Below are 21,168 nucleotides of genomic sequence, written 5' to 3'. Positions count from 1 at the left end.
CAGCGGGGATTTTTCATGTATCGATGAATCGCTTAGTGTCTTGGCGATATTATGAACACAGGCATCATTCGTCGGTTCCAAGGTCTGAAACATAATACCAAGTTCACTAATGATGTGGATAAGCAGATACGACCTTGGCACTCTCGGTAATTGCCGTTAAAATAGTTGCTCGTGCTTGAGTAGTCATCAAATCGGCTTTTGCATACATGCTGCCCGCCTGATTTCTAACGTAATGAGGCTTGAGACGATTCAGGCTTAACGCATACACATCTGCTTTGCATAATTCACAATGACAGGATACAGAAAGATTCTCCCAATGTTTCTCAAGAAGATCCTTAACTGCGTCTTCCATAACATTATGTAGTGGCATGCTTGTTCCTTCTTTCTTCAGGTAAACAGCTCTTAAAGAAACTTTGGCTTTGCCAAGCCTTTATATGGCGAAGTTATTCAGACTATTTTTCTTGTTTGGTGTGTATCGATGATTGATCTTGATGACAACCTGATCATCGAGTGCACGTGCTTTTCCTCTGAATCCTAGCACAGTTGTAATGATCTCTCAAGAAAAATATGGTAATATTCTCTCTTTATTTGTGCTTGTCCATTAATCTTTTTGAGCAAAGTGGTAATACTTTCTTGTCTTTTAAGAAAAACCGGGCTAAGCCCGGTCCTTGAGTGTCACTCTTAATCTGGTTAAGTCACCTAACTTTGTGTTTTAATGACCCTTCGGTTGCTCGTTTTCCCCGGGCAGTCTGGGAGACTCCTCGAACAGGCAAATGTCTGCGGGATCTCCTTTAGCCTGTGTTCAACCGGAATGCTCCGCAAGGTCTCGCATTTTCGTTTCCATTTTTTTAAAAAGTTTTCTTCTTTCTTGTCTATCAAGAAGAAGCACCGCCTGTTTCGGCGATGCCTCTCTGCCCTAGGAAATCCTTCAATCGAGAACTTTGACCTTTACTGTGCGTCTGCCCCATTGCAATGCATCGGTATTATTATTGAAAAACACATCAATCTTCCGTCCCTTAATTGCGCCTCCGGTATCGCCCGCAACTGCATAGCCATAGCCTTCTACATAAAGCCTTGTGCCCAGTGGAATCACCGATGGGTCAACCGCGATCACCTTTGCATTCGGATTTCGGATCAAATCGATGCCAGTCGCAGTCGTTCCGGAACAGCCGGTACAATGAGCCGTATAAGCAGTACTGTTCGCATAAAATTCCCTAACTGCCGACACGGTCTCCATTTTGCGGATCACACGCGTCGATTTTTCGGGTTGATTGTTACCGGGTTGATTCTGTCTCTCATTTACTTGAGTCGCCATCGATGCAGAGGATACTTTTTCCGGCAGAGGTTTCGGATTCTTCAACCGTTCCTCAATCTGTGCCCAGGTTTGCTGACCAACAATCCCATCCACTTGAATCCCCGTTACTCTTTGGAATGCGAAGATACTATTCTCTGTCTGTGCCCCAAAATAGCCATCAACCGGTAATCCATTAAAACCAATTTCTTTTAACATTTCTTGAAGATAGGCCACCTGTGTCCCTTTAGAGCCTCTGTATAGTAGATCCATATTCTGGTCAATGTAGGCAATCAATGCCTGTTTAGTCTTTGCCCCAACCATACCATCTTCATCCAGATGATTTGATTTCTGAAACTGCTTGACGGCTTTTTCAGTATGACTTCCAAAATAACCGGTCGATTTAGTGAGTGGATAGTCGCCTGTCATCTTTAAGATGGATTGAATGGTTTTGACTTCGTCGCTGTGCATCCCTTTGTATAGGACAGTATCATTGTTTAAATGTGCGGCTGCATAGTGCGGCAATAGTAAAAAAGTCGATGTAAACGTCGCAGCAACTGCAGCGCTTTTTGCGAATGCGGTCCCATGATACATTGATGTCTCCTCCCATCCCTTTTCTTTTTTACTAGTATGAAGAAGGACGAAAGAACATACTTTACAATCATATTACAGGACATGCTCTTCAAAAAGCGCTGAAACATAAAGAGACTGTCCCAAAAGAGGATTCAACCTATGCTGCACGATGGTTGCTCTCTTTCCGCCGAGCCGACCCGCAGAAGTCTCGCTACCCGAGCGCTTTTTCCAAAACGGCCATATTAAAAGGTGTCTCACCGTCATTAGACGTTTGAGACACCTTCCTTATCTTAGTGATGAGCGATGCTTATTTGTTTTCTGCTAATGCTTTATCGATCGCTTTCTTTAATACTGTGTAATCCTGTCCATTCTCAATCATTTGATCGCCGACAAAGAGAACCGGCGTTCCCGGGACACCCAAAGAATCTGCAAGGCTTGTATCTTTGTCCACCTCATTTTGTCGCGATTTGGTATCAAGGGCATTTTGAAAAGCTTTGATGTCGATGGACGGCACCGTTTTTTTCGCGATTGTGGTTAACAATTTCTTCGTCACCCACTGTTCCTTCTCACTCTTCTGAGCATCATAAACCGCTTTATGAAATGCCCAGAACGCTTTTGGATTCTGATGGTAGACTTCTTCCGAAGCGTTTGCCGCAAGTACCGAACCAGGACCAAGGATTGGGTCATTGATAAAGTAAAGGCTAATTTTTCCGGTCTTTATATAATCCTTTTCAAGATCCGGAATTACATTTTCTTCAAACTCTTTGCAATACGGACAACGGTAATCTGCGAACTCTACAACTTTTACCGGTGCATTACTGCTCCCAATAAACGGTTGACCCGTATAATCGATACGTGTCATCTGTTCTGTGCGATGTGTCGGCTGCTTTTTCTTTGGTTTTGCCTCATTATTATGCAAATTACTGAAAATCATGGCTGCAATCGCTGCAATTAATATAATTACAACAATGGAGCTAAAGATGACAATCCGGCCTTTCTTTGGATCCTTGCTTTTCTCATTTGCTGATTTCTGGTTGGGCTGCTTGTTGTCTGCCATTGTCTCGCCTCTCTTGTTTGTTTGCTTTGTTATGTACCTATTATCTTCCAAATTAATCCTTCTCTACTGTCAGACAGCAGAAAAAACTTTTGATACTTAATCATATCAGTTTGTCCGGACTGTCTGCGAGCAAACAGTCTCATTTATTTCCTAAAAAATGATAGAAAATCACTGCGAAAAAAATGTTGCTCTATTTATGCATGATTTTGACGATACTACTCCTGTACGATCTGCACCGTTTTTATTTCGATTAGGTGGGGCTTATATGGAACACATTCAATCACTATTTTACACGTATGGGTATTTTGTTGTCTTTCTTTTTCTCTTTTGTGGCTTGATCGGCATTCCAGCTGCAGAAGAGTCTTTTCTGGTTTTTGTCGGCGTTACGCTTTCCCAAATTGCCTCATCTGATTATCGGCTTAGCTTGTCACTCTGCATCCTGATGGCCGTACTTGGTGCATCCTCAGGCATGGTCTGCGCCTACCTTCTTGGCTATTACATCGGTGAACCCTTTCTATTGAACTATGGCAAATACATAGGTTTATCATCAAAACGATGGAAGGCGGCGCAGGATCGTTTTCAACGCCATACTGTTCTCGCAATCATCGGAGGTTATTTTATACCGGGCATTCGCCAAATTAATCCGTATTTGGCAGGGCTGAGTCAAGCACGATTCGCATCCTATCTGCTCGCAACTCTTCTTGGTGCATTGATCTGGTCAACACTCTTTCTGGTGCTGGGTTATTTCATGGGGAATCCGATTCATCAATTGCTCGGATTAAGGATGTTCCATCTCATTCTTATAGGTGGTGTACTCTTTATCGGCTTTGTGATCATTACGATTGTTAAAATCCGGAAAAGGCGCAACGGATCGAACAAAAATGTGACCTGAATACGTTTCATTCAAGGGGACCTTATACGCTTACTTGCGCGCTTGATTGACTGTTTATGCCTAGGTTTTATACTTTCTTAGCTTATAGAAAGGGTGCCCCTCAGTCAGAAAAACGACTGTTGAGACACCTTATGTCATTGATTTCATTTTTGAACTAATGAAGATAGGGCATTAAATATGGAAGAAAAGAAGTCACCGACTGCTTGAAATACTTGAGCCATAAATCCTTTTGTTTGATCTGAGTTGGCCAGCTGACTGACTTGATCCTTAAGCTGCTGCATCTGGTTCCCAACCTGTCCCCAGTTAATATGAAGTGTGCGCATCTTATCGAAGAGATCAACTAATTTCTGGACGTCGGCATCACTAAGCTTTACATTAACTTGATTGGCAGCATCTCGTACGGCTTGCTCAACATCCGCTCGAGAACTCGGTTTATTTTTTGCAAGATTATCCTTAATCGCTGTCACCAAATCTGCTGCTTTTTGCTTACCAATATTGTCTTGATTGCCAAGTTCGGCAGTGGTTACTACTTCTTCATTAGCCACTTGTTTTTTGGCTTCTGGAATAACTTCTCCGGTCTTTGCCTCATAAGCTTTGATCAAACCGGTTAATGCAGCGGTACCTGATACTGGGAACGGTGCAGTGACATATACATCAGCATCCTTTACTCCGGCAGTTGCCAGTGCATTGATGTACATATCTTTGGAAACATACGTGATATTATGCGTACTTGCCGTCAACCCAGAACCTGATTTTTCAATAGTAATCTTCGATGAACTAATCGACCGCGTGCCAATTTGAGATTGAGATAGATATTTATCCAAATACTTATGTTCTTCACTATTATTAACGGTGACGATCTGAGCAGAATTCTCATCAACATCCATCTCATTAAGCATCGATTGTCGTTGATCTGGCGTCAGATTTGCGCCAAGCGTCACAATCACATCGCCTGGTGCTGCATCAGCAAACGCCTTTGATGGTCCGAAAGCCGTTGCAGCAATTAGTGTAGCAAGAACAAGCATCCCAATTTTTTTAAAATTCATGATCATGTTCCCTCCCGGAATCATGCAAAAATCACATGTTTCCTCGTCAATATACGTCTTACCTCTAGCTATTCGCTAAATATCTGTTGCTGTGCACGTCCATAGTGAGAAACTTTTTCCATAAATAATGAAAAAACAGGCCTGAAACAAGTTGATTACTCCTTTCAGGCTCTCTTATTTGACAATGCACGAGATGACGATCAATTGGTTTAATCTACATCAGAAATTTCGAAGTCAATCGCAAGCGAATCAATCATACCGATTTCCTTCAGATAAGAAACACAGGCTTGGTGCTCCGGTGAAGGCGTGTAAAATTCATGGTCATCTTTTGAACGAAACCGAGTCGTCAAAGCCATAGTATACCCTTTGCCACGATCCGAATAATTTTGCCCGGCCTGGATATCAAGAATACCGGGCAATTGATTTTTCAAATCACGTAACCTGCGTGCGCCTTCGATCTTCTGAGCTTCTGTTGTCTCATCGCTGAATTTGAATAACACAATATGTTCAATCATCAATTACCCTCTTTTCTAACTTTTTATCATTCATTCGTCCTTATGATAGCACCTTTTTTTCCTAACTTCGAAGTTTTAGAGAACTTTACACAGATTGAGAAAAGGGTACACCATGCATTTGGCGAAATTGGAATCTAGACTTAGAGCTGAGATGAGATACCGATTGTCACGCAGATTTTATTTGGCCGAGATTAAGCACGTGCCTAAAAACCATTACCGAATATAGAACCATTTTCCCTGCATTGCTCTGAATTTTCCCAGATAAAAATTGAGCACAGTCCTGATTCCCGGATTAGGCGCACCTTTTCACAGATCGTTCCGGATTTTTCACGGATTAAAATTGAGCTCAGTCCCGATTCCCGGATTAGGCGCACCTTTTCACAGATCGTTCCGGATTTTTCACGGATTAAATTCAAGTTTACCCGGATTAAACACGTGCCCAGCACTGCTCATGGCTCACTCATCACGGATTTCTGAACAGGCGTTTCCTCTTAATCGATGAATCTGCTTTTATTATAAAATTACTCTGGCGCCATTTTTCTGGGTCGCGAGGATTTTTTCCTTTTGTTTAATATATTTAATCAATTCAACACTCATCGAATAGTGATCCATCGGCGTGATCAAGTAGATGCCGCGGAAATGTGCCATCGCAATATCGATCAGTTCGCGACAGATGTCCAGACTGACACGGCGTGTTTCCTCCTTTCCACCGGCCGATGCTATGCGCGCCCGCACGTCATCCGGCAAGCGGATGCCTGGCACTTCATTGTGAAGGAATTCAGCATTGCGCGCCGAGGTCAGCGGCATGATGCCGATGTAAATCGGCACGTTGATATCGCGTGCTGCTTCACTAATTTCAATAATCCGTTGCTTGTCAAAAACCGGTTGCGAGATGAAGTAATCCGCACCGCATTCTGCTTTGCGTTTCACCCGCTGAACAGCACGATCCAGATTCCGCACATTTGGATTAAACGCCGCGGCGATGCGGAAATGCGTCGGCTGCTTCAGGCTCTTACCCGAATAGGAAATACCGCGGTTAAATTGTTTGATCAATTTGATGAGTTCCATCGATGATACATCATACACAGAAGTTGCCCCGGGAAAGTCGCCGATTTTCGTCGGATCCCCAGTAACGACAAGCAGATCATGTAGACCGAGCACATGCAAACCGAGTAAATGGGACTGTAAACCGATCAAATTGCGGTCCCGACAAGTCAGATGCACAAGCGGTGGCACATGAAACCGGTCTTTTATCAATTTGCCGATCGCAGTGTTGCTGATACGCGGCGATGCCAGTGAATTATCAGCCATGGTAATCGCATCCGCACCAGCCTCTTCAAGTGCTTGAATGCCTTCGAAAAAGTTTCTGGTATTCAAATGGCGAGGCGTATCAAATTCAACAAATACCGAACGGCCGTCAAGTACCTTTTGATAAAGCGGTGATTCGGGAACGTTGCCGGGAGTACGCACTTTAATGACTTCTGGCTGCGCCTCGACCACCTTGGAATGCAAGGGTTCCAGTTCTGTTATGCCTTCTTTAAACGCCTGAATCTGTACCGGTGTCGTCCCGCAGCAGCCGCCGAGCAGCCGAACGCCTTCATTGCGGAAGTCCACAGCATACTTTTTAAAATATGCGGGCTCGTTTTCATAGTGCAGCTTGCCTTCTCGATAGTCGGGTAGACTACTGTTCGGATATGCGGACAGAAATGCTTTCTTTGGTAACGGGATGCCGCGCAATGCTTCAATCATATGAAAAGGACCAAGTCGGCAATTGGTACCGACAATGTCTGCGCCAAGCGCCTCCAACTGAGTCAGTGCATCAGTCAGCGGCAGACCGTTCATCAGCACCCCCGGTTCCTGCATCGACACATGGGCAATGATCGGCAAATCGGTCATGCCGCGCGCTATCTGCAACACCTGGCGCAGTTCGTCAAGATCATAATAGGTTTCAAGCAGCAGACCATCGACCCCTTCATCAAGAAGTACGTCTGCTTGTTCACGAAATCCAGAATAAATAGCATTGCTTTCAACGGACTGTTTTTGAAAGCCGCCGATACCACCAATGGTCCCGAACACATATGTTTCCGGTCCGGCCGCTTGTTTCGCCAGCCGCACCGCCGCGCGGTTAAAACGACCAACTTCATGCTCAAGGCCATAGCGCGCAAGCTTCGTCCGGTTTGCACCATAGGAATTGGTTTGAATCACATCTGCTCCAGCACTGATATAAGCTTCATGGACATGCTCTACCTCTTCCGCCTGGGATACATTCAGTTCTTCAAAGCATCGGTCAATGCCGTAGGAGTAGAGTAACGTCCCCATTGCTCCATCGCCAATGAGAATTCGCTTTTTCAACACCTCTCGAATCGGTAATGGCATTAGTCCCCACTCCTCACGATCACCAGCTTCTGATCATGAACATTGGCGAGTGCACCCTCAAAATCGCGAATCAAATCATCTGCATCTTCAAGGCCGACGGACAGGCGCAACAGTCCGCTGCCAATGCCAGCCTGCTCGCGTTCTTCTTCATTTAACTCTGCATGTGACATTTTTGGCGGATAGGATAGGATCGATTCCACCGCGCCGAGACTGACCGCAAAAACCGGCAAGTGTACGTGATTGACAAACGCCCGTGCACTTGCTTCATTTTCAAGTTCGAAAGAAAGCACAGCGCCTCCAGATGATGCTTGGTCAGCATGCAGTTCTGCGCCAGGATGGTCAGCAAGACCCGGATAGAAAACTTGATGAACATCAGGCTGCACCGCGAAGAATTCGGCAATGCGCTGCGCTGAATCCGCTGATTTGCGGATGCGCACATCAAGCGTCTTCAATCCGCGAAGCAGTAGCCAGGAATCCTGGACACCAAGCACGGCACCAAACGCGTTTTGTAGAAAATAGAGTCTATCGGCAATTTCTTCCGATCCGGCAACAGCGAGGCCTGCAACAACATCACTGTGCCCGGAAATGAATTTTGTTGCACTATGCAGTACGAGATCAGCACCGAGTTCAAGCGGTTTTTGAAAAACCGGTGTCATGAACGTGTTATCAACAAAGGTCCAACATCGGTGCGCTTTTGCCAGTTTGGCAACCGCACGAATATCAGTCACGCACAGCGTCGGATTTGACGGCGTTTCCACATAAATCACCTTAGTATTTGGGCGAATTGCTTGCTCGATCTCATCGAGATTGGTCGTATCAACAAAAGTATGCTCAATCCCGAACCGTCCAAGCACCTGGGTCAAAATTCGGAATGTACCGCCATAAACGTTTTTCGGTACCACCGCATGGTCGCCGGCCGATAGCAGCAAAAATGCGGTTGAAATTGCTGCCATGCCGGAAGCAAAAGCAAACCCGCGTTTGCCGCCTTCAAGAGCAGCAATCGCTTCTTCCAGAGCATCCCGCGTCGGATTGCCTGAGCGTGTATAATCGTATTTTCCAAATTGGTCGAAATCCTTTTGGTGAAAGGTCGATGACAGATAAACTGGTACATTGGCCGCCCCGGTTTGCGGATCGACGCCCAGCGTTTCTTTGATTAGCCTGGTAGAAAAATGAAGCGAGTTATTCATGAGCTGCCACTCCTGTCTTCAAGGTTTGAAAAGCCTGGTCAAGGTCGCCAATCAGATCATCCGGATGCTCAATCCCCGTTGATAATCGGAGTAGTGAATTCGACAGCCCGTATTTCAAGCGCAACTCCTCTGGAATATCTGCGTGGGTCTGCGTCGCCGGATAAGTAATCAAGCTTTCCACGCCACCGAGGCTTTCCGCAAAGGTGATCAAGTGCAATGCCGTGAGAAAAGGCTCAACAAGATCGGACGATTTTAATTCAAAGCTAATCATGCCACCTTTACCCGGATACAGCACTTTGGTAACCTGCTGTTGTGTTTCAAGATAGGCGACAATCCGGCGTGCATTGTCCTGATGCTGGCGCATACGCAGTGCTAGTGTCTTAAGGCCACGAATCACCAGCCAGGAATCAAACGGACCAAGTACGACGCCGCATGAATTATGATAAAGGCGCAGTTTTTCGGTAATTTTTGTCTCATTCGATACCACAAGTCCTGCCAGAACATCATTGTGTCCGGCGAGATATTTAGTCGCGCTGTGGATCACAAGATCAGCCCCTTGCTCAATCGGCCGTTGCAGAATCGGTGTATAAAAGGTGTTGTCGACGATCAGCAACAGATCATTTTTCTTTGCTCGTCTGGAAATCTTTGAGAGATCCACTTCATGCATCAGCGGATTGGTCGGTGTTTCAATAAAAATCGCTTTTGTTTCCGGACAGACAAGGTCGGTCAAATCATCGAGGTGCTCGCCATCCCAATAAGAAAAGGATAAGTGGTACTGGTTGCTGAGAATGTCAAAAAAGCGGAACGTACCGCCATACAAGTCTCTTGAAGCAATAATATGATCGCCGGAACTGAATAATGAGAAAACAAGCTGAATCGCGCTCATCCCCGAGCTGCAGGCAAATCCTTCTTGACCGCCTTCAATATCGGCGATCGCCTTCTCCAAAATGGACCGTGTCGGATTGCCGGTGCGTGTATAGTCATAGCCCTTTGAGATACCAATTCCTTCATGTTTATAGGCAGTAGATAGATAGATTGGCGCGTTGACAGCGCCCAGTTCATCGAACCCGTTTCCAATTTGTGTCAATTTTGTTTCCGTCTTGTATGATGTCATCTCGCATCTCTCCTCTCAGAACGATTCGTTCTGTTTATTCATCTCACTGTGATTTTGTTGAGGATTCTATCAAGAGCGTTAAAAAGGGAAAACAAAAAGCCTTCTTCAATAAGAAGAAGGCTGTAAATGCCGCGTTTCTTCTTATCCCTCAGACACTTGATGGTCTGCTGGAATTAGCACCTTGTCACTGATCAATTCAGTGACGGTTGCTGAAGCGTCATCGGGCCAGTCCCTCGACTTCTCTTGATAAGAATCAAATCATCATATTTAATTGACAATTAGTTTACATCAGTCGTGTTAGTATTTCAAGCTATTTCAATGAAAAAACCACTAAATCAATTAATCGTGCGATCACAAACGTTGGGCACCCTGAGGTCAGCTTCCCCAATTATCATGAATAAAAGCATCGCGGCCAGATTCAATGCGTTCAGCTGTATAGCGATCCGGATGTTTTTTATAAAACTTCTGATGCTCTTCTTCAGCAGGATAAAATGGAGCAGCCGGCAAAATTCGGGTTACAATCGGTTTTAGAAAACGTCCGCTTAAAGCAAGTTCACGTTTTGATTGTTCTGCTAACCTTTTTTGCTGTTCATTCTCATAGAAGATCGCTGTTCGATAGTTTGACCCGCGATCAAAAAATTGTCCGCCGTCATCAGTTGGATCCACCTGAGTCCAATAAAGTTCAAGCAGCTTTTCATAAGGAAAAAGCTGTGGATCATAGGTAATGTGAATGGCTTCCATATGTCCGGTTGTTCCGGTTTTCACCTGTTCATAGGAAGGATGCTCCACCGTTCCGCCTGTGTAGCCAGAAATCACTTTCTCGATACCCGGCAATGTATCAAATGGTTTGACCATGCACCAGAAGCACCCTCCGGCAAACGTCGCTGTTTCAAATTTTTTCGTCATCCATCTTTTCCCCTTCCTTAAATTCATGATGGTCCGCTGGTTCATTTTTTAGTAAGGGCAGGCGTACGCGAAACAGTGTTCCCTTTCCCGGAGCACTTTCAGCATCAATTTTGCCCCGATGCTTAAGAACAATCCACTGCGCAATCGACAAGCCGAGACCAGTGCCCTTTTGGCCGGATCTAGCATTATCGGCTTGGTAGAATCGATCAAAAATATGTTTCAGATCGTCTTCAGAAATGCCACATCCACTATCAGAAACCGATAAATGCGCGGATTTGTTCTCCCGTGTGCAAGCGACCGAGATCTTCCCGCCCTTCGGTGTAAACTTCATCGCATTATCTAAAAGGATCACGAGCAACTGATGGATTCGCTGCTCATCTCCATTAATATAAATGGGTTCTTCTGTCCCCGCAAGTGTGAAACTTTTTTCCTCGAACTCTGCCATTTCCGCAAATGGCTCGGTCACTTTCTTCAGCATTGTGCTTAGATCAAGAGGTACAAGATTGACTTCAAGCCTGTTGGCGTCCGAACGTGCCAACGTAAGCAGATTGGCAACAAGTTTCGACAGTCGTCGCGTTTCATCCAGCATAACCGCTATATCTTCACCAACATCCTGCACCCTTTGCCGTGGCTGGCGGAGCAGTCCTTCAATTTTTAATTGAATGATAGACAGCGGCGTCCGCAGTTCATGCGACGCATCGGCAACAAATCGATTCTGCCTGTTCCAAGCAGTTTCGATCGGACGTAGCGCGCGCCGTGCAAGAAAATAGCCGACCACCACTGAGACAACAGCACCGATCGCCAGACCGTAGAGAATAATTGAAAGCAGTGTATTGAGTAAATTGCGCTCAGGGTCAACATTCATAATAAAGTATACATACAATGTCTGCTTTTGGTCCGGGTTCCATGGCTTTCGGATCATGTGATAGTATTCGCCGCGTAGCCAATAGACATGTTTTTCAACAATTACATTGGACCTTTTCACCAAAAACGGTTTCATGGCTTTGGTATCGATAATACCTGCAGGCATGGAGGTGATCACTTTATTTTTCGAATCGAGGATCACAGTCGGCACGCGAATGTCACGCACATGTGGTTCACCAAGACCGTTAAATGGATGCCTGTCGAAATCTGAAGCAGCCTGACGAAGCGCACGATCGCTTCCCTGAAACAACACCTTTTTTTCATAAAAGTATACAGTGCTGCCCAATAAACTCAAAAGCAGAATCAGCAGTGCAGCGTTGAGGATCGTAAGCTTTATGAGTGTCTTTCGAAATAGAGTCATCCGCTTGCTCACTTATCCGTCAGCATATAACCGATACCCCGGACCGTCCGGATGTCTTCGTCATATGCGTATTTCTTTAATTTTTTTCGCAACTGGTGAATATACACTTCAACAATGCCAACGGTCGTGTCGGAGTCAAAGCCCCAGATGCGATCAAAAATCTGTTCGCGTGTCAGAATTTGATCTTCATTTTGAATCAGATATTCAAGCAGATTATATTGTTTCGTCGTAAATGAGAGTATCTCGCCATTTATTTTAATCTGTTTTCGTTTGTTGTCGATTTCAATGCCTTTGTAACGCAAGATGTGGTCACGTTCCATTGGCGAACTGCGCCGTAAAATAGCCGCAATTCGAGCTTTGAGTTCCATATTTTGGAACGGTTTTACGATATAATCGTCGCCACCCAAATTCAGTCCTTTCACACGGTCGTCAACAGCGTCACGTGCAGTCAAAAAGATGATCGGCGTCGCAATGCCTTTTTTTCGAATCTGATCGGTGACTTCAAAGCCGTCCATGCCTGGAAGCATGACATCCAGTACGATCGCATCATAAATATTTTGTTCTGCTAAATAGAGTGCTTCATCTCCGTCCTCTGCTGAGTCGACTGTATATTCCTCCGACAACAATCGGACAATTTCTTGAAGCAAGTACGTGTTGTCTTCAACGACGAGCAACCGCAGGGCAGCCACCCCCTCACCTTTTCAAATTTTAAACCTATTGTACACATAACGCGTGATTTATGAAAAGCACCTTATTCTGTACGAAGTGCTTCAATTGGGTTGAGCTTTGATGCTTTATAGGCCGGAAAGACACCAAACACAATGCCCACGACCGCTGAGAACAAAAAGGCCGATGCCATCACCGAAATGGAGTACACAACTGTTCCACCGACAATTGATGCATACAATTCGGACGCGGCAATGCCGATGCCAACGCCGCAAAGCCCACCGAGCATGCTGAGCACGGCTGCCTCAAGTAAAAATTGAAGCATAATGTCGCGGCGCCGCGCACCAATCGCTTTACGGATACCGATTTCCCGTGTTCGTTCGGTGACGGAAACGAGCATAATATTCATAATGCCAATGCCACCAACAATCAATGAAATGCCGGCGATACCCGCAAGCAGCATCGTCATTGTTCCGGTCACCGAACTCATTGCATCCATAACATCTTGTTGATTGACCACACTGTAATCATCAGAATCGCTGTACGTTTGGCTCATGACGCGAGAAATACCGGCCATTGCCCAGTTCACTGAATTCTGGTTTTCTGCCTGCGCGTAGAATTGAGTGAGATAGGTCGTTTTCATCAACCGCTGTGCGGTGGAAAATGGAAGGAAGGCAGCATCGTCACTGCTTTGTCCCATCGAACCGCCTTTGCTGTTCAAAACACCGACAACCGTATAACGTTCTCCGTCAATCAGAACAGTCTTATTGATTGGTGATTGATTTTCAAATAATGTCGTTGCCAGATCGCTGCCAAGTACCACAACCTTCTGGCGAAATTTTTCATCCAGCGCGGAGACGAATCTTCCTTCTTTGACGGTCAGATTTCGGATCGACTGATAGCCGGACGTTGTTCCCGTCACGCTGACCTGCGATGAAGTGCTACCGTTTCGCAGCGTACTTCTGCCACTTAGTACCGGGGCTACCGATTTGACGCCGGTAGCCTGACTGACTTGATTTAAATTGTCCATGGTAAAATGTGTATCCGTATTTGTAATAGTCACAGTGATCAGGTTCGTTCCCAAGCTGTTCACGCTGTCTGACACCGACTTACTTGATCCCTGACCGATCGCCAGCAGTGCAATAACGGATGAGACACCGATGATAATGCCAAGCATCGTCAGAAAGGAACGCATCTTGTTTCCTAGGATATTGCGAATTGCCATTTTTATGGATGTGACTAGATTCATCAGATATGTTCACCTTCTTGCAGTTTGCCATCACGAATGCTTACCGTCCGTTTTGCTTTGCGTGCCACATTTAGATCATGTGTGATCAGGATAATGGTTCGCCCGTTTTGATTTAATTTAATCAGCAGATTCATGATCTCTTCGCTCGTTTTGCTGTCCAAAGCCCCCGTCGGTTCATCCGCCAGCAAAATTTGCGGTTCTCCGGCAAGCGCTCGTGCAATCGCCACTCGCTGTTGCTGACCGCCGGAAAGCTGATTTGGCTGATGGCGCGCACGTTCAGCCAGCCCGACCATGCTTAAGCATTCAAGTGCCCGTGCGTGCCGCTCCTTGGTTTTTACACCTCGGTAGAGCAGCGGCAGTTCTACGTTTTCTGCTGCCGTCAGTTTTCCCAGTAGATTAAAGTTCTGAAAAATAAAACCGATTTTATGATTGCGAATCTCAGCGAGTTCCCGATCTTTCAGCTTGTCAATATGGCTACCACCTAACATATATTGACCACTGTCCGGCTTATCAAGACAGCCTATCATATTCATCAACGTTGATTTTCCCGATCCGGATGGGCCGACGATCGAAACAAATGCACCAGCCTCAATGGTCAGATCAATTTTATTTAATGCATGAACAACGTTATCGCCTGACTGGTATGTTTTCTCAATCTTGCTCATTGTGATCATGGCTTCGGTCATTGACGAGTGCCTCCTCCATTCTGGCCGCCTGAACGAGTACCGCCGCCGTTAAATCCGCCGCCACCAAAACCACCGCCGTTCATGGAGCGCATCATTTGGTAACCATTTTGGCTGTTTGACGACGTGCTCGTTCCCGACGATTTCGTAATCGCGTTTAACTGAATGGTTTCTCCTTCTTGAAGACCGGACTTGATCTCAATATATTTATCGTTATGAATACCGATCGTTACTCCCTGCTGTTTGCCTCTGACTGTCTCCTCATTATTAAAGCCTCTGGTACCTTGAGTTTCCGTTCCATCTGACCCACTTGACAGATAAACGAAATAACTATTTCCATACTGATGAACCGCTCCTGAAGGCACATAGAGTACATTCGTCTTTTTTTCAAGCACAATACTTCCTGTTGCGGTCATACCTGATTTCAATCCGGTGGATTTGTTCAGGTGTACCGTGACATTAAATGTAGAGGTTCCGTTCGTATCCGTTCCTTCTTGAGCAATTGATGTAACTTTTCCACTAAAAGTTTTATTTGGGTAGGCATTAACCGTCACGGAAACTGCTTGTCCTTTTTTGATTTTCGGAATGTCCAGCTCATCAATTTGCAGTACGGCGTTAAGGTCGCTGTAACTCGTGATATGAGCAACCTTTTGTCCGGCATTGACTCGATTGCCCGCGTATGCACTGACGCTGGTCACAGTGCCTGAATGAGGGGCCGTAAGGGTTGTCCCGTCTGTATAGGTCAGGAGCGTGTCTCCTTTTTCAACCTTATCGTTTTCAGAAACCTTGATTGTGTCAATCGTTTTCGCTGCATCATCTGAATCAATCGTCACATCATCATCAATTTTCGGTGACAGCGCGCCCGATCCACTGACATCAGTTGAAATCGTGCCTTTCTGAACCGTAGTTGTCGGAATCATGACACGCGTGTTGGAAGACTTGTCCCGTGAAAAATACCAGTACGCACCGCCACCTCCAAACACAACTACTGCAATAAGAATGAAAATCAAACTTTTTTTCATGTTTCTAACCCCTCCGCTGCTTCATCAAGCACGTTTATAGGATCAGTTTATCGAGAGATTCTTAAAATTCTCTTAAGGAACATGTGTGTGACAAAAATGGAATTCAGTTGTTTAAAATTCGACCGTTCAGCCTGCAGACATTTTTTATTTTCTGAAACCGTTCTGCAAAAAAAAAACCGGCGCGTTTCTCGCGTCGGTTTCTTGCAATTATTTTTTGAAATGATACGGTACAGTTGCAATCACGACATCCCTATGCCGGATCAGACTCGCTTTGATCAGGACACCGGACTGGTTATGCAAAAGACTCTGCCACCATTTTTTCGTATAGAACTGTGGGAACACAACCGTAACGGTTGCACCACGCTTATCTGCTTTATATTTTACCGTACTAATGAATTTATCCAATGGGCTAACAATACTGCGGTACAATGAGTGAAGCGTAATCAAGCGTACACCTGGGTTCCACTCATTCCACTCATTAGTCATTTTTTCAATCGATTCAGGACTGTCACCGACATAGACGGCAATGACATTATCCGACAACGATTTGGCATAGGTTAACGACTGTTCCACAACTTTTGTAATGCCGGCAATCGGTACGACAATCACATTATCCGATGAATGAATGACCGGCAGTGGATCGGAGAAATTAATGCGAAGCTGCTCCGCCACATGCATGTAGTGCTCATGAATTTTATGGAAAATAAAAATGACAATTGGAACAAACACAAGCACCGGCCATATTTGTGTAAACTTTGTAAGAAAGAAAATGGCAAGAATCATATAACAAATCAGCGCACCGATTAAATTAATCACCAGTTTTCCCATCCATGCTTTTGGCCGTTCTTTAATCCAGTGAACAATCATTCCGGTTTGTGAGAGTGAGAATGGAATAAATACACCAACGGCATAAAGAGGAATTAGGTTCTCCGTTTTCCCCTCAAAAATGATAATTAATAAAATGGATAATGCGCCCAATGTCAAAATACCATTCGAATAACCAAGCCGATCACCTCTAACTTTAAATGGTCTCGGCATATACTTGTCTTTGGCCAAATTAAACGCAAGAAGCGGAAAGGCAGAATAACCGGTATTTGCAGCCAGGATCAAAATCAAGGCTGTTGATACTTGAATGATGTAGTACAGTACATTACGACCGAACAACGTCCCAGCCAATTGGGAGAGCACCGTTTGATCACTTGATGGCTGTAGGCCGTACCAATAAGACAAATAGACAATGCCTGCAAGCAGGACAGCCAGAATACCACCCATCATTAAGAGCGTTCGTGCCGCATTTTTTGGAGCAGGTGACTTGAAGCTTGGAATCGCATTTGAAATGGCTTCGACACCCGTCAAGGCCGAACAGCCTGATGAGAATGCACGCAACAGGAGAAATAAACTGACGCCCATCACCGGCGTACCCAGTGCAGCATGTGTGTGTAACGGCGCTACATGCCCGGTCATTGCAGCAAACAAACCACCGCCAATGATGATGATCATCATCAGTACGAAAAAGTAAACCGGATAGGACAATAATGTCGCTGAATCTGTCAACCCGCGTAAATTCAAGATGGTGATCACAACAACAATAATCACGGCCACAAGTACGCTATGTGCATGAAGTGATGGAAATGCAGAGGTAATTGCATCTGTACCTGCAGAAATACTGACGGCTACCGTTAGAATATAGTCGACTAATAAAGAGCCTCCGGCAGTAAGTCCAAAATTAGTTCCCAAATTTTCTTTGGCGACCATATATGCGCCGCCACCTTGCGGATAAGCAAAAATGATTTGTCTATAGGACAAAACAAGTGCGATCAATAAAACAAGGACACCCAGTGAGATCGGTAATGAAAACCAAAGTGCACTGCTTCCTGCCGCCATCAATACGATCAAAATCTGCTCCGGTCCATACGCAACAGAAGATAATGCATCGGATGACAGAACCGCCAACGCTTTAAACTTATTTAGTTTTTGACTATGCGATTCATTGGATTTCAACGGTTTGCCAATAAGCAAACGTTTTATTTTTGTTAACATATTTGTACTCCCTTAATAAATCTTGTACTCGTTTCTCATTCAAGTAAGGCTCGTTGAACTATGAGGACGAAGTAACGAATTTATAATTGTTTCCATTGTTGCAGATTGATTGTATGCCGTCATGTTCAATCGTGCAAGAACAAAAAGCAACAGTTTTTTTACTAAATGTGTTATTCCCCTTCATTTCCCAGGCAATAATCAGCATGCGACATCATTTTTCTTCTTATTCCCTAACATACCGTTTCTAAGTATTACACCTTTGCTGTCTTCGCAAAGGTCAGCGTGACCACAGTACCGATGATACAGACCATACCCACCCAGTCGAACAATGTAAACGGCACATGCATCCATACAACACTCACCAGTGCTGCGGAGAGCGGTTCTGCACAGCCAAGCAGGCTGGTTTCAATGGGATTTAGGTACTTAAGACTTGCTAGAAATAAATAAAAAGCAAGCAAAGTACCAAACACGATAACAAACGAAACCCCGACTATTTCATTTAACGAAAACGAATGGTCCACATGCCATGGTGAATAAAATAGGCTCATCACTGTTCCACCAATTAGCATACCCCAGCTCACTACCACGCCCGCTCCATATTCTTTTAATATTTTTCCAGGCTGCGTGGAATAAAGTGCCCCGCCGAGTGCAGCAAGCAAGCCCCAAAAAACAGCTGCTGGTGCAATTGATATTTGATCAGGGTGACCTTTAGTCACAATGAGAAAAACGCCAAGTAACGCCATGAATACGGCAAGCAATTCAGTCACACTTGGTCTTCTTCTCCGCCGAATGACCAGGTAGATCATGATCAGTACGGGACTGAGATACTGCAGTAAAGTGGCTGTTGCGGCATTTCCCGCTGCCACTGCCTCAAAATATGTATATTGTGCGCCAATCATGCCGAAAACACCAAAGATTAGCAATGCAGATGCAGTCCTTTTTTGCATCCAAATCATCCAAGTCAATTGCCTGTCTTTACTGAGTAAAGTAAAAACAAGGAGCAATAACCCTGCTGTGATCATTCGTACCGATGTCAGCCATCCTGCATTTATTTGTTCACTTTCAAAGAGATATTGGGCGACATTCCCTGAAATGCCCCATAGTGTTGCCCCGCTAAGTACCAATCCGATACCGAACGCTCGCTTCCAGGAGCGCGTTTGAACAAGATGATGTATTTGCACGGTCATACTTTTCTCCCTCTCGAAGTTCACTCGTTCACCATTCACAAAACTTAAAAATGCATAACTGTCTCCGTTTAAATGCCTTATTCAACCAATCAGAAGAAATCTAGTTTAGCACAATTAATGGGTATTAAGAAGATCTTTAGTATACAAAAACAGGTAGATATTTCGAGTTCAGGAACTCCCGCCTAATACCATTAGTATTGCATATAATGGAAACCATAAGATGTTGCTTGATTGATTTTAAATACAACAACAGATTACGCGATAACCAATCATGAACAGACAGGTTCCGATTTCTCGTTTCGATAGGATATAAATAAGAAAATCCATTACAAGGGTAATGGTTGCGGGAGGTTTAAAATGCACACTGCGGTTTTTGCCCATAGAGGCAGCAAATCCAACCGTCCTGAAAACACGCTTGCGGCATTTGAAGAAGCGATGCGTGTCGGAAGTGATGGGATTGAACTCGATGTCCACTTAACTAAAGATAAACAAGTGGTCGTCATGCACGATGAAAAAATCGATCGAACCACCAACGGAAAAGGACAAATAAAAAACTATTCATTAGCGGAACTCAAACAATTTGATGCAGGTTCCTGGTTCTCACCAAAATATAAAGGCGAGCGCATCCCAACGCTTGTTCAGGTTCTTGAGTTATTATCTGATTTCAGTGGTATCCTTAATATCGAATTTAAAACCGATCGAAATGTCTATCCTGGAATCGAACTGAAAGTAGCACAATTCGTTCGCCAATATCGTGCTGATCTGCCTGTAGTCTACTCCTCATTCAATCATGAATCGCTGATTCGGATGAAAAAAATTGATCCCAATGCAGAACTTGCCCTCCTACTTTGGGAACGCCTTGCCGATCCTTGGCGTTATACACAACAGGTCGGTGCCACTGCTCAACATTTGTGGCAGCCGTCTGCCCTTTCAGAAACAGCACATCAACTTCAGCAACATGGGATCAAGGTCCGTGCATGGACAGTGAATAAACCAAAGCTGATGCAACTCTCATTCGAAATGGGGCTTGATGCGATCATTACCGATTACCCGGAAGTCGCGCTCGACCTACGGGCAAACTTTTTACACAATGAGCTAAGCGAGCAATCGAAGCGCGATTGATCCATAATAAGGATTAAACAGTTTTTACCCAAAGTCGGAAGAAATTACTTATAAGATAAAGGACATTGGATCCCTCCCTGACTTTCGTTATAATGAGATGAGAGCGTTAACACTACCTTTTGGCGTTATGCGAAACGAATCAAAAATCGAGGGATATCTATGAATGGAAAAAAAGCAGCAGGAATCAAAGCACTTGATGAAATCCGCGAGGGCATGACCATTGGTCTTGGTACCGGTTCAACCGTATATTTCTTTCTTGAAGCACTCGCTGAAAAAGTTGCTGCAGGCTTCACGATTACTGGTGTGGCAACATCACAACAAACCATCGACCTTGCAAAGAAGTGGAAAATTCCCATGCGTACATTGAATGAGGTCTCCACCATTGACGTCACCATCGACGGTGCGGACGAATTCGATCCGCAACTTAACGGTATTAAAGGAGGCGGTGGTGCCCTCCTTTTTGAGAAACTGGTTGCCAAGTCCTCAAAAAAAAGAATATGGATTGTCGATGAACGCAAAAAAGTCGAACAGTTAGGACGCTTTCCTCTCCCTGTTGAAGTTGTTCCTTTTGGCTGGAAACATGTCGAATCATTTCTCGTCAATAAAGGCTACAATCCAAAATTGCGTCTTACTGCAGATGAACGCCCTTATGTTACAGATGCACATCACTACATTCTCGATCTGCATTTACAAACCATTAGCGACCCTGAGGCACTTGCCAATGAGCTTGATCACTTAACCGGTGTCGTAGAACATGGACTTTTCCTTGGCATGACGGAAAAGGTACTTGTCGGTGCCCCAAACGGTACTGTCGAAACTTTTGAGAAGAAATAAACACGAGTAAAACGACTTCCATTATTCTGAGAATCAACCGTTTACTTTGACTCATCGCATGATACTCTTCCCATGTGGTGGGTCTTTAATAAAATTTGGAAAAAGTTGTTGACAGAAGACTTT

The 21,168-nt window shown here is 44.7% G+C and carries 19 protein-coding genes and 1 riboswitch; of the genes, 3 read left to right on the top strand and 16 right to left on the bottom strand.

Annotated elements, in window-relative coordinates; all coding sequences use genetic code 11:
• Positions 1 to 106: 106 nt before the first annotated feature.
• From NIE32_RS09820 to NIE32_RS09805, 3 genes are all read right to left on the bottom strand, one after another.
• Positions 107 to 370, bottom strand: a complete 264-nt coding sequence (locus tag NIE32_RS09820) for a late competence development ComFB family protein (protein WP_253076706.1) — start codon at positions 368 to 370, stop codon at positions 107 to 109.
• Between the two features lie 558 nt (positions 371 to 928).
• Positions 929 to 1,885, bottom strand: a complete 957-nt coding sequence (locus NIE32_RS14270; RefSeq protein WP_290443561.1) for a peptidoglycan-binding protein — start codon at positions 1,883 to 1,885, stop codon at positions 929 to 931.
• Positions 1,886 to 2,171: 286 nt separating this feature from the next.
• Positions 2,172 to 2,921 (bottom strand): DsbA family protein, encoded by a 750-nt coding sequence (locus NIE32_RS09805; RefSeq protein WP_253076705.1) that lies wholly within the window; start codon positions 2,919 to 2,921, stop codon positions 2,172 to 2,174.
• Positions 2,922 to 3,186: 265 nt separating this feature from the next.
• On the opposite strand from NIE32_RS09805, the gene NIE32_RS09800 reads away from it, so the two are divergent.
• On the top strand, positions 3,187 to 3,813 hold the full coding sequence (locus NIE32_RS09800) for a DedA family protein (protein ID WP_253076704.1): 627 nt from the start codon (positions 3,187 to 3,189) through the stop codon (positions 3,811 to 3,813).
• 143 nt (positions 3,814 to 3,956) lie between these two features.
• Here the strand turns inward: NIE32_RS09800 and NIE32_RS09795 are convergent, their stop codons facing one another.
• From NIE32_RS09795 to NIE32_RS09735, 13 genes are all read right to left on the bottom strand, one after another.
• Entirely contained in the window at positions 3,957 to 4,859 is a 903-nt protein-coding gene (locus tag NIE32_RS09795) for a DUF1002 domain-containing protein (protein WP_253076703.1), read from the bottom strand.
• Positions 4,860 to 5,068: 209 nt separating this feature from the next.
• On the bottom strand, positions 5,069 to 5,374 hold the full coding sequence (locus tag NIE32_RS09790) for a Dabb family protein (protein WP_253076702.1): 306 nt from the start codon (positions 5,372 to 5,374) through the stop codon (positions 5,069 to 5,071).
• Positions 5,375 to 5,887: 513 nt separating this feature from the next.
• Complete coding sequence (locus tag NIE32_RS09785; protein WP_253076701.1) at positions 5,888 to 7,750, bottom strand: bifunctional homocysteine S-methyltransferase/methylenetetrahydrofolate reductase; 1,863 nt, start codon at positions 7,748 to 7,750, stop codon at positions 5,888 to 5,890.
• Positions 7,750 to 8,937, bottom strand: coding sequence for a cystathionine beta-lyase (metC, locus tag NIE32_RS09780; RefSeq protein WP_253076700.1), 1,188 nt, complete (start codon positions 8,935 to 8,937; stop codon positions 7,750 to 7,752). Before metC ends, NIE32_RS09785 begins: the two co-directional genes overlap by 1 nt.
• Complete coding sequence (locus NIE32_RS09775; protein ID WP_253076699.1) at positions 8,930 to 10,051, bottom strand: PLP-dependent transferase; 1,122 nt, start codon at positions 10,049 to 10,051, stop codon at positions 8,930 to 8,932. Before NIE32_RS09775 ends, metC begins: the two co-directional genes overlap by 8 nt.
• A gap of 138 nt (positions 10,052 to 10,189) precedes the next feature.
• A riboswitch (SAM riboswitch) is annotated at positions 10,190 to 10,304 on the bottom strand.
• 122 nt (positions 10,305 to 10,426) lie between these two features.
• Positions 10,427 to 10,957 carry a peptide-methionine (S)-S-oxide reductase MsrA gene (gene msrA, locus NIE32_RS09770; protein ID WP_253076698.1) on the bottom strand — a complete coding sequence of 177 codons (531 nt, stop codon included), beginning with the start codon at positions 10,955 to 10,957 and terminating at the stop codon, positions 10,427 to 10,429.
• Positions 10,941 to 12,242, bottom strand: a complete 1,302-nt coding sequence (locus NIE32_RS09765) for a sensor histidine kinase (RefSeq protein WP_253076697.1) — start codon at positions 12,240 to 12,242, stop codon at positions 10,941 to 10,943. Before NIE32_RS09765 ends, msrA begins: the two co-directional genes overlap by 17 nt.
• Positions 12,243 to 12,250: 8 nt before the next feature.
• Complete coding sequence (locus tag NIE32_RS09760) at positions 12,251 to 12,922, bottom strand: response regulator transcription factor (RefSeq protein WP_253076718.1); 672 nt, start codon at positions 12,920 to 12,922, stop codon at positions 12,251 to 12,253.
• A gap of 71 nt (positions 12,923 to 12,993) precedes the next feature.
• Positions 12,994 to 14,157 carry an ABC transporter permease gene (locus NIE32_RS09755; protein ID WP_253076696.1) on the bottom strand — a complete coding sequence of 388 codons (1,164 nt, stop codon included), beginning with the start codon at positions 14,155 to 14,157 and terminating at the stop codon, positions 12,994 to 12,996.
• Positions 14,157 to 14,843, bottom strand: coding sequence for an ABC transporter ATP-binding protein (locus NIE32_RS09750; protein ID WP_290443560.1), 687 nt, complete (start codon positions 14,841 to 14,843; stop codon positions 14,157 to 14,159). The genes NIE32_RS09755 and NIE32_RS09750 overlap by 1 nt, the downstream gene beginning before the upstream one ends.
• The gene (locus NIE32_RS09745; protein WP_253076695.1) at positions 14,840 to 15,862 is read right to left on the bottom strand and encodes an efflux RND transporter periplasmic adaptor subunit; all 1,023 of its coding nucleotides are present in this window, start codon (positions 15,860 to 15,862) and stop codon (positions 14,840 to 14,842) included. The genes NIE32_RS09750 and NIE32_RS09745 overlap by 4 nt, the downstream gene beginning before the upstream one ends.
• 207 nt (positions 15,863 to 16,069) lie before the next feature.
• Positions 16,070 to 17,902 (bottom strand): APC family permease, encoded by a 1,833-nt coding sequence (locus tag NIE32_RS09740; protein WP_253076694.1) that lies wholly within the window; start codon positions 17,900 to 17,902, stop codon positions 16,070 to 16,072.
• A 251-nt stretch (positions 17,903 to 18,153) separates the two neighbouring features.
• Complete coding sequence (locus NIE32_RS09735; RefSeq protein ID WP_253076693.1) at positions 18,154 to 19,089, bottom strand: DMT family transporter; 936 nt, start codon at positions 19,087 to 19,089, stop codon at positions 18,154 to 18,156.
• Positions 19,090 to 19,446: 357 nt separating this feature from the next.
• Here NIE32_RS09735 and NIE32_RS09730 point away from each other — a divergent pair, with 357 nt between their 5' ends.
• Positions 19,447 to 20,211, top strand: coding sequence for a glycerophosphodiester phosphodiesterase (locus NIE32_RS09730; RefSeq protein WP_253076692.1), 765 nt, complete (start codon positions 19,447 to 19,449; stop codon positions 20,209 to 20,211).
• Between the two features lie 159 nt (positions 20,212 to 20,370).
• Positions 20,371 to 21,045 carry a ribose-5-phosphate isomerase RpiA gene (gene rpiA, locus NIE32_RS09725; RefSeq protein WP_253076691.1) on the top strand — a complete coding sequence of 225 codons (675 nt, stop codon included), beginning with the start codon at positions 20,371 to 20,373 and terminating at the stop codon, positions 21,043 to 21,045.
• The last annotated feature ends 123 nt before the right edge of the window (positions 21,046 to 21,168 follow it).

This window comes from Sporolactobacillus kofuensis (genome assembly GCF_024125425.1).
Lineage (GTDB): Bacteria > Bacillota > Bacilli > Bacillales > Sporolactobacillaceae > Sporolactobacillus > Sporolactobacillus kofuensis.
This window is presented reverse-complemented; position numbering and strand designations above follow the sequence as displayed.